This is a genomic window from Pseudomonas sp. AC172 (assembly GCF_979258595.1).
The window spans coordinates 1990278-2003118 of the sequence record NZ_OZ409868.1; the positions used below are offsets into that span (position 1 = coordinate 1990278).

The following is a 12841-nucleotide window of genomic DNA, read 5'->3' on the forward strand; positions in this document are numbered from 1 at the left end:
GACTCGACGACGCACGATGGCCGTGCGTCTTGACGTGAGTTTTTTTTGCGGTTGGGAATCAGGAGGAGGGTGGGCAGCCGCGTGCATTGCCGGCAGCCTGAGTGATCTGTGCAGCCAGACGTTTGACGTTGTTCTGCTGCGCCGTCACCAGTTCATCGATGCTCGGCCCCGAGGGCGTCTGCAGGACTGAACGGCACGTCAGCAGGGCGCTGTCCGTCGCGCCGAGTGGACGCAGGCGCCATTTGACGTCGATCAAAGCGTACTGGCCGGGAATCGAATCGAAACGCTGCACGTCGACACGTACCGACATTCGCTGCTGGCCGGCGGCGTTGCTCAGTTGATCGACCAGGGCACTGCGCAACTCATCGGCGAGGCTGGCGCCCCACCATTCGGTTTCAAGTATCGCCAGGCCACTGTCGCCTTGGCGGATGACGATTTGCGGACGGTCGACTTGCGGCGGCACGGTGATGCCCTCGATCGCGATGTCCGAGCCATTGCGAGCGTGACCTGGTTGGGCCGGCGTCAGCGTGTGAAAGCTGATCGGGTCGCTGCGGCAGGCGCTCAGCAACATAACGACAGCGAGCACAGTAATCTTCAGCGGTGATGCCATGGGTTCAGCTCCTGTGCTCAATTGCGTGGCGGTCCTTTCAGGTCCAGCGGTGCCGCGTTGTCGGGACGGCCACGAATCAGCGATTCCGGATGACGCCCGAGATAGTCGGAGAGTTCACGCAGAGAGCGCGACATGCGTCCGAGTTCGTCGAGGGTCTCGGTGAGTTTCTCGCGTTGCGGCGAATCTTCGGCGAGCGTTGAACTGGCAGACTGCAAGGTCTTGCTGACGTCGGCGAGCGTGCTCTGCACGCCCGGCAAGGTCTTGGCGTTGAACTGGGTCAGACCTTTGCGCAGTTCGACCAGATTGCTGTCGAGGTTGCTGGCGATACGCTCTACCGGCAGTGCGTTGATCTTGTTGACCATCGCTTCGAGTTTTTCCTGCAACTGTTCGAGGCTGCCCGGAATCGTCGGGATGCTGACCGGGCGGGCGGTTGGGTCAAACGCGACTTTTGGCGCTTTCGGGTAGAAATCCAGCGCGATGTACAACTGACCGGTGAGCAGGTTGCCGTTACGGGCCTGGGCACGCAGGCCATTGTCGATAAAGGTGCCAATCAGGCGCGCGCCGGTGGCTTCGTCGTTTTCGTCGCCATTGAATGCCTTGAGCATTTTCTGGTGCGCCCGGCCAAGGCGCTGCGGATAAATGACGATACCGACGTTGACCGGGAACGTCCGTTTGACTTCGTCGAAGTCCAGATTGACCGCCACCACGCGACCGATCTCGACACCGAGGAATTCGACCGGCGCATCGACCTTCAGCCCACGCAGGGCCTGATCGAAACGCAGGCTCAGGTACTGCGCCTTGCCGTTGGGCGGGGCGAGGGCGGCGGTCTGGTCGGCGAAGAGCTCGAAGTCTTTGTTTTCCGCGGCGACACTATCGTTGGGGCTGTAATCCGGTGCGCGGAACGCGATACCGCCCACCAGCAGGGTCGACAGCGATTCGGTTTTTACCGCGAAACCATTGGCGCCGACGCTGACATCAACGCCACTGGCGTTCCAGAAACGGGTGTTTTCGGTGACGTATGCATCGTTGGGTGAGTGGATGAATACTTCGATGTTGACGCCTTTACCATCGGGATTGAGCGCATAGGACACTACTTGGCCCACGGGGATCTTGCGGAAGTAGACCGGTGAGCCGATGTCCAGCGAGCCCAGATCAGAGGTGTGCAAGGAGAAGGTTTTGCCCGGTTCGCCATAGGTGATGGGCGGCGGGTTCTCCAGGCCTTTGAAGTTTTTCGAGCGGTTGTTGGCTTCGCCGATATCGGCACCGATGTAGTCGCCGGACAGCAGGGTATCGATGCCCGAGACGCCGCCGGCGCCGATTCTTGGCCGCACTACCCAGAATTGCGAATCTTCACGGGTAAAGCTTTCGGCCTGCTTGGCCAGTTTGATCGTCGCGTTCACGCTTTTGTGATCGTCGGCCAGTTCGACATCCGAGACATGCCCGATGACCACGTTGCGGTATTTGACTTCGGTTTTATTGGCCGTGAGACCGTCACCGGTCTTGAACGTCACGGTGATGGTCGGGCCTTCCTGCATGAGGTTGTGCACCACCAGCGAGATGCCCACCAGCACCGCGACGATCGGCACGATCCAGACCAGTGAGATGCCGAAACGGCGGGTTTTGACTGGGGCTTGGCCTGGCGCTCGCGGCTCGTCGGTGGCTGACGACTTCATCCATGTCCTCCTCGATTGATTGGGCACTGAGCGTCAGGAACGCAAAAGCACCTCATCAATATAGAAGTGCTTGGCGATAGAGCAAATCTGTATAGCGCATGCACCGCGATTCCCCTGTTGATGATCGTTCCCACGCAGAGCGTGGGAACCATCAGATCGCGACAGCGCTGTTTGCGCCGTTAGCCGAGCATTTCCCGCAGGCGATACCAGAACATCCCCAGTGCCAGCAGTGGCGAGCGCAAGGCCGGGCCGCCGGGGAAGGTCATGTGCGGCACGCCGCTGAACACGTCCATGCCTTGGCTGTGACCGGCGTGAATCGCCTCGCCGAGCAGTTTTGCGCACCAGTGTGTGACGTTCAGGCCATGCCCGGAATAGCCCTGCGCGTAGAACACGTTCGGGTACTGTTTGAGCCGGCCGACCTGCGGGAAACGGTTGGCGGTGATGCCGATCTTCCCGCCCCACTGGTAATCGATGCGCACGTCCGCCAGTTGCGGGAAGACTTTGAGCATCTTCGGTCGCATATAAGCCGCGATGTCCGCCGGATCGCGCCCGGAATAATGACAGGCACCGCCGAACAGCAAGCGTCGGTCGGCTGAAAGCCGGTAGTAATCAAGGCCGACTTTCTGGTCGCAGACTGCGAGATTCTGCGGGATCAGTTGCGCGGCGCGCTCCTCGGACAACGGCTCAGTGGCGATGATGTAACTGCCGGCCGGCAGCACCTTGCCACTGAGTTGCTGTTCGAGTTCGTCCAGATGCGCATTGCAGCCGAGCACCAGGCTGCCAGCGCGCACCGTGCCGTGGGCGCAGCGCACTTGCACCGTCGCGCCATGGATGATTTCCAGCACTTCGCTCTGCTCGAAAATCTGCACGCCAAGCGACGCGGCCAGTCGCGCTTCGCCTTGCACCAGATCCAGCGGGTGCAGGTGACCGGAACCCATGTCCACTAGCCCACCGGCATAGAGGTCGGAATTCACCACTTGCTGGCGGATCTGCTCCGGGCTGACCAGGCGGGTTTCGTGGGCGTAACCGAGTTCGGCGAGGTCGAGCAATTCATCCTTGAATGCAGCGTACTGCGCCGGGGTGTTGGCCAGGTCGCAGAAGCCCCAGCGCAGATCACATTCGATGCCGTTGTCGCCGATGCGCTGACGCACCAGGTCCACCGAATCGATGCCAGCGCGCTGCAAATAGCGCACGCCCTCCTGACCGACATACTTGGCGAAACCGTCAACGTCATGACCGATGCCGCGAATCAACTGGCCGCCATTGCGCCCGCTGGCACCCCAACCGATGCGCCGGGCTTCGATCAACACCACCGACAGCCCGCGCTGCGCCAGTTCAATAGCCGTGTTGACCCCGGTGAACCCGCCGCCGATCACGCAGACATCGGCGCTCAGATCACCTTCCAGTTGCGGATAAGGTGTAGTCGCCCGAGCCGAAGCGGCGTAATAGGAACGGGCGTGTTCGTGGGTGTACTGATTCATTTGTTCGACTTCACTTTGCTCCAGGAGCGGGTCATCAGACGCATGATCGCTTGAGGCGGGGTGGTAGAGATGTAGAGTTTGTCGAGGACTTCTTGAGGCGGATACACCTCAGGATTGTTGACCAGATCCTGATCCATGTACTGCTTGGCGGCCGGGTTCGGGTTGGCGTAACCGACCGAGGCGCTGACCTTGGCGATCACTTGCGGATCGAGCAGGTAATTAATGAAAGCATGGGCTTCTTTGGTGTTGCTGGCGTCGGCAGGAATCGCGAGCAGATCGAACCAGAGGTTGGCGCCTTCTTTCGGAATGGCGTAGGCGATGTTCACGCCGTTCTTGGCTTCCTTGGCGCGGTTGGCGGCCTGGAACACGTCGCCGGAGTAACCGAAGGCCACGCAGATATCGCCATTGGCCAGGTCCGATACGTACTTCGAGGAGTGGAAATAGGTGATGTACGGACGGATGCTCAGCAGCTTCGCTTCAGCCTTTTTATAGTCTTCCGGATTTTCGCTGCGCGGGTCCATGCCCATGTAATTAAGGACGGCGGGGAAGACTTCGTCGGCGGAGTCCATCATCGACACGCCGCACTGGGTGAGTTTTTTCAGGTTCTCGGGTTCGAACAGCACGGCCCAGGAATCGATGTGGTCGATGCCCAGCACTTGTTTGACTTTGTCGACGTTGTAGCCGATGCCGTTGGTGCCCCACAGGTATGGCACTGAGTGGGCATTGCCCGGGTCGTTTTTCTCCAGCAGTTCGAGCAGTTTCGGGTCGAGGTTCTTGAAATTCGGCAGTTGTGAGCGATCCAGTTTGAGGAACGCGCCGGCCTTCACCTGACGAGCGAGGAAGTGGTTGGACGGCACGACCACGTCGTAGCCGGTGCGGCCAGCGAGAAGTTTGCCTTCGAGGGTTTCGTTGGAGTCGAAAACGTCGTAGATCACCTTGATCCCGGTTTTGGCCTGGAAGTCGGCGAGGGTGGTTTCGCCGATGTAGTCGGTCCAGTTGTAGACGCTGACCTGGGGCTGGGCTTGGGCTACGGCGCTGAACAGCACGCTCAGGGCGACGGGGAGTACGGATTTCAACAGATGCATTTCGACACCTCTTAAATTGTTGGATTTTTCAGGTGGTTCGCTATTCCCCTTGTGGGAGCGAGCCTGCTCGAGAAAGCGGTGGGTCAGGCAACATCAATGGTGACTGTGCCGGCGCCTTCGCGAGCAGGCTCGCTCCCACAGGGATTTATGCAGATTTGGATTAGACGCTGAGCATCAGGAACTCACGCTCCCACGAGCTGATCACGCGCTTGAAGTTTTCATGCTCGGCTCGTTTCACCGCGACGTAACCCCGGACAAACTTGTCGCCAAGGTATTGCGCAACGGCCTCGCACTCTTCCATCTGCGTCAGCGCTTCTTCGATGGTGATCGGCAAACGCAGGTTGCGGCGCTCGTAAGCGCGGCCCTGGACCGCTGCGCTCGGCGCTATGCCTTCGACCATGCCGATGTATCCGCAGAGCAAACTGGCGGCAATCGCCAGATACGGGTTGGCATCGGCGCCCGGCAAGCGGTTTTCCACGCGCATGGCTTCCGGGCTGGAAGTCGGCACACGCAGGCCGACGGTGCGGTTTTCCTCACCCCATTCGACGTTGACCGGTGCCGAGGTGTCCGGCAGGAAACGGCGGAACGAGTTGACGTTCGGCGCGAACATGGGGAGCACTTTCGGAATGTACTTCTGCAAACCACCGATGTAGTGCAGGAACAGTTCGCTCATCTGCCCGTCTTCATTGGCGAAAATCGGTTTGCCAGTGGCGATGTCGACCACACTCTGGTGGATGTGCATGGCGCTGCCCGGCTCATCACCGATCGGCTTGGCCATGAACGTCGCCGCAACGTTGTGCTTGAGTGCCGCCTCACGCATGGTGCGTTTGAACACGGTGATCTGGTCGGCGAGATCGAGGGCGTCGCCGTGGCGGAAGTTGATTTCCATCTGCGCCGGGCCGTCTTCGTGGATCAGTGTGTCGAGGTCCAGACCTTGCAATTCGCACCAGTCATAGACGTCTTCGAACAGCGGATCGAACTCGTTGGCAGCATCGATGGAGAACGACTGACGACCGCTTTCAGCACGACCGGAGCGGCCCAGCGGTGCCTTGAGCGGCAAGTCCGGGTCTTCGCAACGTTGGGTCAGGTAGAACTCCATTTCCGGCGCCACAATCGGCTTCCAGCCTTTGTCGGTGTACAGCTGCAAGACTTTCTTCAGAACGTTGCGCGGCGACAGTTCGATCGGGTTGCCGAACTTGTCGAAGGTGTCGTGGATGACTATGGCGGTCGGTTCGATCGCCCACGGAATCACGTAGACCGCGTCAGCCACGGGCTTGCAGACCATGTCAATGTCGGCAGGATCGAGCAGGTCGTAGTAGATGTCGTCGTCGACAAAATCCCCGGTTACCGTTTGCAGCAGCACACTTTCCGGCAGGCGCATGCCTCGCTCATGCAGGAACTTGTTGGTCGGTGCGATCTTGCCGCGGGCAATGCCGGTCAGGTCGCTGACCACACATTCGACTTCGGTAATCTTGTGATCTTTCAGCCACGTGAACAGCTGATCGAAAGGGGCATTCATAAAGACCTCGTTATTGGTTTTATAGACGCCGGGGAGGGCGGGTTTCATCTTCCGCCCCTTCCCCTGTGGCGCGTTGACGACTATCTTGGGCGAGCCTTGCAGTTCCATCTATCCACTTTAAGCAACACCAAAGCGCACCAAAAGAGTGCGCAAGGTCACCCCATGACAACGTGCAATCCGCTACAAGTCCAAGCGTTCAATACCGCCGATGTCGCCGAGCAAGTCCGTGTCACACCGGGCTGGGTCCAGCATTATCAACAGATGTCGCCGGGCCATTTCGCCGGGCAGATCCGCTATCTGGATCTGCAGGGTGTCGAGGTCTATGAAGAGCAGATGAACACCCGCGTCGAGCAGAATTTCAGCGCGCCGTCGGGTGCCTTGGCGTTCTGTTTCGATCGCAGCGACAACGCGCTGTACCTGCTCAACGAAGAAAGTCGCAACATCTGGATCACCCCGGAGAATTACCAGGAAATCGCCGTGGTGTTCGGCCCGGAGTTTGTCCGTGAGCACGGTCTGAATGTGGCGAAACTCGAAGGGTTGTTCATGACGCAACTTAATTGCGGGCAGAACGCTTTGTTCAGTCGCTGGTTAAGCTCGACTCTCACGAAGGTGTCTCAAGCTGTTGATCTGCTTGATAAAGATTCGCTGACCAAGCAGCTGCTGGAAGACTGTCTGTTCATCCTCGATAACGCTCATAGCACCCTTGATCGCGGCGGGTTACAGAAACGTAGCGAAGAACGGATGATCATGAAACGGGTTGGGGAGTGGGCGGCGGATTCGCCGGAAGACACCGTCAACCTGCTTGAACTGTCGCAGGTGGCAGGCGTGCCGTTGCGGCAATTGCAGCAGGCGTTCAAGGCCTACACCGGGATGACCCCGAGCCACTGGCTGCGCCTGCGCCGATTGAACAGCGCACACCGCGAATTGCTCAAGCGCCGGCCGACGGAAACCACCGTGGCCGAGGTGGCCATGCACTGGTCGTTCTGGCATTTGGGAAGGTTTTCCAGCAGTTATCGGGCGCTGTTCAAAGAGCTGCCGAGCGAGACGCTGAAACGCTCGGGATTGCGCTAACCGGCAAAAAGATCTTTGTGTCCCAACCGAAGTTAAATAGAATCAGTCTCATTTGAATTCTTACTTCGCGCAGGGCCTCTTGAGATGACTGAAGCAACGGCGCCATCGGAGCAGAGCCTGCACGCGTTGTACCGGGATCACCGAGGCTGGCTGGAAACCTGGCTGCGGCGGCGCATGGGCAACGCGTGGGATGCGGCGGACCTGAGCCAGGACACCTTCCTGCGCGTGCTGTGCGGCGCTCAACCGATTGCCGACATGCGTGAACCGCGCGCGTACCTGCTGACCGTGGGTAAGCGCCTGCTGAGCAATTTCTACACCCGCCGCAGCCTGGAGAAGGCCTATCTCGAAGCCCTCGCGCAGTTGCCCGAAGATTGCGTGCCGTCGCCCGAGCAACGTTGGCTGCTGCTGGAAACCCTGCAAGCGCTGGATGAGCTGCTCGATGGTTTGCCACGGGAGGTGCGCCGGGCGTTTTTGTGGAGTCAGCTTGAGGGCCTTGGTTACCGCGAAATCGCCGAGCGTCTGCAAGTCTGCGAACGAACCATAAAACGGTATATGGCAAAGGCTTATGAGCATTGCTTGATGTTGGATCTAGCATGCGCGTAGCGCTCAACGCAGAAGTTCGCAAAGTGGCACGCGCCGCCGCGCAATGGCTGGCGCTGCTTGAATCCGGGGATGCCACCGATGACGATCACGCGCGACTGCAGCATTGGCGCAGCAGTGACAGTCGTCATGAAGATGCCTGGCAGAAGATTCAACTGCTGCGCCAGCGCTTTTCTGCGGTGCCGGCGGCGTTGGCCATGGCCACGCTGGACCGTCCGGATCTGGCGCGTCGCGCTGCGCTGAAACGTGCGCTCGGTCTCGCCGCATTGGTGCCGGCGGCGTGGCTGATCAGTCGACAATTGCCGATGGACGTCTGGCGTGCCGATCTGCACACCAGCACCGGGGAGCGCCTGCGTTTGCCGTTGGCCGATGGCAGTTCGTTGCAACTGAACACCGCCAGCGCAGTGAATGTCGATCTGCCGGCACGGCAAGTGACGCTGGTGCGTGGCGAGATCGCGCTCAACGTTCCGGGCACTTCGGCGCTGACCATCAATGCGCCTTACGGCCGGATCATCGTCAGTCGCAGCGAGGTTTGCGTGCGTCTCAATGAGCGTGACTGCAATGTTTCGGTCGTCAGCGGCGCGGTGCAGTTACAGCCGTTGCACGGACCCGCGCTGGTGTTGAATCAAGGACAGCAAGTCAGCCTGCAAGCGTCTGGCGCAGGTTCCGTCAAAGCATTCGATGCGTTGATGCCGGGCTGGCGCGACGGTGTGTTGATGGCGCAGAACCAAGCGTTGGGAGACTTCTTGCGCGAGCTGAGTCGCTATCGTTCGGGGCAGTTGCGTTGGCACCCGGCCTTGGAAGCGTTGCGCATCACCGGCAGTTTCCGCCTCGACAACACCGATCAAATCCTCGCACTGCTCACGGCGAGCCTGCCGATCGATGTTCATACGCGTACGCGGTTCTGGGTGTCTCTCACGCCTCGAAATATTCCCCCCTCAGAAAAAACTGGCTGAAGCCTGTCCCTTTTTTTCGCCTCGCTGGTCATTCCAGGCAAGTGAACAAAATCGAGAGCGTCTTCCAATGCCCGCAGTATTCCCAAGTCGTTTGCGTCCGTTGTTGCAGTTGAGTCTGCTGCTGAGCCTGAGTGCCAGCCCTGTGTTGATCCAGTCGAGCTGGGCCGAAGACGCCCGGCGCGGTTATCAAGTGCCGGCGGGTAGTCTGAGTGCAGCGTTGACGCGGTTTGCCGGGTTGGCCGGGGTCAATCTGTCTGTCGATCCGGCGCTGGTCAGCGGGCGCAACAGCAATGGTTTGTCCGGCGAGTTTGGCGTGGAGGAGGGGTTTACCCGGTTGTTGCTGGGCTCAGGTTTGCAACTGCTACCGCTAGGCGAGCACGCTTACACCCTGGTGCCTGCGCCGGAGGCTGGCAGCCTGCAACTTGCACCGACTTCGATCCTCGGCGCCAGCGATTCGACAGGCGCCGATGTCTTTGCCGGTGGCCAGGTAGCGCGTCGCGGCTCACAGGGTTTGCTGGGGTCGAAAGACTTCATGGAAACCCCGTTCAGCATGACCACCTACACCAGCGAAACCGTTAAAAACCAACAGGCACGCACGCTGGGTGATCTGATTGCCAGCGATCCATCGGTGCGCGCGACCAACCCGGCCGGTGGACGTTACGAGCAGTTCACCATCCGTGGTTTCAGTCTGTTCAACAGTGACGTGGCCTATAACGGCCTCTATGGGGTTCTGCCGACTTACACAATCGACATGGAAATGGCCGATCGCGTCGACATCCTCAAAGGCCCGAGCCAGCTCATCAACGGTATTTCGCCGAGAGGCAGTGTGGGCGGGGGGATCAACGTGGTGCCCAAGCGCGCTACCGACCTGCCGATCACTTCACTGACGGCCAATTACGCGTCGAATAATCAGGCCGGTGGTGCGGTGGATGTCGGCCGCCGTTTCGGCGAAGACAACCAGTTCGGCCTGCGTTTCAACGGGGTGAAGCAGTCCGGTGACACGGAGTGGGATCATCAGAGTGTCGACCGCGACATGGCGGTGCTCGGCCTGGACTTTCGCGGTGAGCGCTTGCGACTTTCGACCGATATCGGTCACACCGAACGCGACACCGACGCCCCGCAAGAGCGCGTGCAAGTTGCTGCCAATGCCAAGGTGCCCAACGCCAGCGACGTGCACGATAACTATGCGCAACCGTGGAGCCAGGCGCGGACCAAAGACACCTTCGGCACAGCGAACGCTGAGTTTGATGTCAATGATTCGGTGATGGTCTACGGCGGCGTTGGCGCCCGCAAGAGCAATCACGAGTTCCTTCGACATGCGGTTTCCGTGACCAACGATGCCGGCGACTTCAGCGTGCAACCGCGTGATTTTACCCGCGACGAGAATGTCCGTACCGCCACGGCCGGTGTGCGCAACTGGTTCCATACCGGGCCGGTGAGCCACGAAGTCAATCTGGCGGCCAGCTACTTTTATATGGATTTCGAGAATGGCGGTGCGCGATATGCGGCCGGTCGCAGCAATCTGTATGACCCGGTGGAAACCGCGAAACCCGGCACGCCGACGCGCAATGACGCCAAGGTCTACACGGAAAACCGCTTCAGCGGCGTGGCGTTGTCCGACACCTTGGGCTTTTTTGATGATCGGCTTTTGTTGACCCTCGGTGCGCGCTGGCAACGGGTGAAGGTCGACGACTGGAGCGATGACGTCAAAGGTGACACCGCTTACGACGAGGAAAAAGTCTCGCCATCGGGCGGCATTCTGTTCAAGGCGACTGACAAGCTGTCGCTGTATGCCAACTACATGGAAGGTTTGAGTCAGGGCAAGATTGCGCCTTCGACATCAGTGAATGAGGATGAGATCTTCCCGCCATTTATTAGCCGTCAGGTCGAGGTCGGTGCCAAGTACGACGCCGGTTCGTATGCGTTGACGGCAGCCGTGTTCAGGATCAAGCAGCCAGCTTACGAAACCAACGCAACGACCCGAGTCTTCGGCCCCAACGGCAAGCGACAGAACGACGGCGTGGAGCTGAGCGTGTTCGGCGAACCGCTCAAAGGCTTGCGGTTGCTCGGTGGCTTGATGTACATCGACAGCGAGCTGACCCACACGACCAATGGCACGTTCGACGGCAATCGCGCGCCGGCGACGCCGAAATACAACATCAATCTTGGCGCCGAGTGGGATGTGCCGACGGTGCAAGGCCTGACGCTGACCGGACGCGGGATTTATTCCAGCGCGCAGTATCTGGATCAGTCCAACGAAAAGGAAATCGACGCCTGGGAGCGCTTCGACGTAGGGACGCGTTATGCGTTCAAAGTCGATGAGAAAACCGTCACGCTGCGCGCCAATGTCGAGAACGTGCTGGATAAACGCTACTGGAGTTCGGCAGGCGCTTCGGATGACAGTGAGCCGGGTTTGACGTTGTCGACGCCGAGAACCTATCTGCTTTCGGCGACCGTGGATTTCTGATCGGGCGCCCAAACACATTGGGCTCCGGTGTGCCCGGGAACGATCAAGTCAGGGGCGGGCGTGATGCCGCCCCTGATGTTTGCTTAACGCCTTGTTGATCAATCGCCGGGGATGCTTTGCAGGTCACGGATCATGTGCTCGATGACCTGGCCTGCCTGTTCGCCATAGGCATCGGCGTCCATGTCGATCCGCCCGGAAATATGCTCGGTGTGCTCATCCAGGGTGATTTCGAAAGAAACGCGACAGGTATCGTTCGGCAAAAGCTTAAGGCTCATCCACTGGTCCTCACCCAAGTCGATACGGCTGCCTTCGCTGCGTGAGTTCCAGGCGTTGAACAGCTGGGGAAACGGCAGTTCGAAACCGGCGGTACGCGTAGATATGCCCTCGGGATATAACGCCGCCGGTTCCAGATGCTGACGCGCCGCGGCATTGATCACTGCCCGCTGCACGCGTTTGATCACCGCTGCCAACGGCTCGTCGGGCGCATGCCAGGTACTGACCGGAATGGTGTTGGACAACGGCCCCACCAGCGACTGGACCGCAGCGTCCGGGCGGTTGGCAAAAGGCACTCCCGTGACCACGGTAGCGACACCACTGACGGCACTGATTGCCCGCTGATAGATCGCCAACAGCAGCGCAAACGGTGTCACGCGCAGGCTTCTGGCATAGTCCATTACCCTGCTGCGCGCGACGCTGGAGGTGAATTTCAGGCTCTGCATGCGCCCCTTTGCGTTGCCGCTTTTGCGGCGCAACGCATCAAGCCCGTAGGGTCCTGTCCCCGGGTAAATCTCACATTGCTGCACCGCGCTGACTGACTGTGCCGGCAGGTGCTGCAACCGGCAATAGTCATTCCAGTCCGCGCAGGACACCGGGGGCAGGCCGGTGTAACACCGGGCAATATCGTCCATCAACAGATCAATCGATGCGCCATCGCAGGTATAAATCCAGAAGCCGATCCAGATATGCAGACCGGTTTCGTCTACCGTCGAGACGATGCGCAGCCCCGGTTCACCGGCGTGGCGGGCCCGGTAGGCAAGAAAGTCCTGGTCACTGACGGTGGCCTGCACTTCACTCAATTGCTCCTCCAACGCTTGGCGCAATGCCTGCTCGGCAGGGGCTCGACCGACCAGTTGTTCGTCTTCAAACCCGAACCGGGCGGCCAGGATTGGATGTCGCGCCAAGACCTTGGCCACAGCCTCGAATACGAGTGCCTGGTCGCACTGCGCGCTGAAGTCCAGACGCAGCGCGCCGCTATAGGCGCGCCCTGTCTGGTCAAGCATCGCCCCGGTCCATTTTTCCCGCAGTGCCGCGACGCTGGACAGCGTCGTGAGTGGCCCCTTGAAGGGGGGGATCAGGTAGTTCTGATGCATGACGATAAC

General features: G+C 59.9%; 10 protein-coding genes. 4 read left to right on the forward strand and 6 right to left on the reverse strand.

Annotation, left to right across the window (positions count from 1 at the left end; translation table 11 throughout):
* Positions 1-58: 58 nt before the first annotated feature.
* From ACZ0A4_RS08925 to ACZ0A4_RS08945, 5 genes are all read right to left on the reverse strand, one after another.
* On the reverse strand, positions 59-610 hold the full coding sequence (locus tag ACZ0A4_RS08925) for a PqiC family protein (RefSeq protein ID WP_463574157.1): 552 nt from the start codon (positions 608-610) through the stop codon (positions 59-61).
* 17 nt (positions 611-627) lie between these two features.
* Positions 628-2283, reverse strand: coding sequence for a PqiB family protein (locus tag ACZ0A4_RS08930; RefSeq protein ID WP_463574159.1), 1656 nt, complete (start codon positions 2281-2283; stop codon positions 628-630).
* Positions 2284-2462: 179 nt separating this feature from the next.
* Positions 2463-3764 carry an NAD(P)/FAD-dependent oxidoreductase gene (locus ACZ0A4_RS08935; protein ID WP_463574160.1) on the reverse strand — a complete coding sequence of 434 codons (1302 nt, stop codon included), beginning with the start codon at positions 3762-3764 and terminating at the stop codon, positions 2463-2465.
* Complete coding sequence (locus tag ACZ0A4_RS08940) at positions 3761-4849, reverse strand: polyamine ABC transporter substrate-binding protein (protein ID WP_463574161.1); 1089 nt, start codon at positions 4847-4849, stop codon at positions 3761-3763. Before ACZ0A4_RS08940 ends, ACZ0A4_RS08935 begins: the two co-directional genes overlap by 4 nt.
* Positions 4850-5009: 160 nt before the next feature.
* Positions 5010-6368 (reverse strand): glutamine synthetase family protein, encoded by a 1359-nt coding sequence (locus ACZ0A4_RS08945; RefSeq protein WP_042704900.1) that lies wholly within the window; start codon positions 6366-6368, stop codon positions 5010-5012.
* Between the two features lie 162 nt (positions 6369-6530).
* Between ACZ0A4_RS08945 and ACZ0A4_RS08950 the strand changes: the two genes are divergently transcribed.
* The 4 genes from ACZ0A4_RS08950 (at position 6531) to ACZ0A4_RS08965 (ending at position 11462) form a co-directional block, all read left to right on the forward strand.
* Positions 6531-7439, forward strand: a complete 909-nt coding sequence (locus tag ACZ0A4_RS08950; RefSeq protein WP_463574162.1) for a helix-turn-helix domain-containing protein — start codon at positions 6531-6533, stop codon at positions 7437-7439.
* Between the two features lie 84 nt (positions 7440-7523).
* Positions 7524-8042, forward strand: coding sequence for a sigma-70 family RNA polymerase sigma factor (locus ACZ0A4_RS08955; RefSeq protein WP_463574164.1), 519 nt, complete (start codon positions 7524-7526; stop codon positions 8040-8042).
* Positions 8033-8995 carry a FecR domain-containing protein gene (locus ACZ0A4_RS08960; RefSeq protein ID WP_463574165.1) on the forward strand — a complete coding sequence of 321 codons (963 nt, stop codon included), beginning with the start codon at positions 8033-8035 and terminating at the stop codon, positions 8993-8995. The genes ACZ0A4_RS08955 and ACZ0A4_RS08960 overlap by 10 nt, the downstream gene beginning before the upstream one ends.
* Positions 8996-9062: 67 nt before the next feature.
* Positions 9063-11462 (forward strand): TonB-dependent siderophore receptor, encoded by a 2400-nt coding sequence (locus ACZ0A4_RS08965; protein ID WP_463574166.1) that lies wholly within the window; start codon positions 9063-9065, stop codon positions 11460-11462.
* Positions 11463-11560: 98 nt separating this feature from the next.
* Here ACZ0A4_RS08965 and ACZ0A4_RS08970 read toward each other — a convergent pair whose 3' ends face one another.
* A complete protein-coding gene (locus ACZ0A4_RS08970) occupies positions 11561-12832 on the reverse strand; it encodes a condensation domain-containing protein (protein WP_463574167.1) in 1272 nt (423 codons plus the stop codon).
* Positions 12833-12841 lie beyond the last annotated feature (9 nt).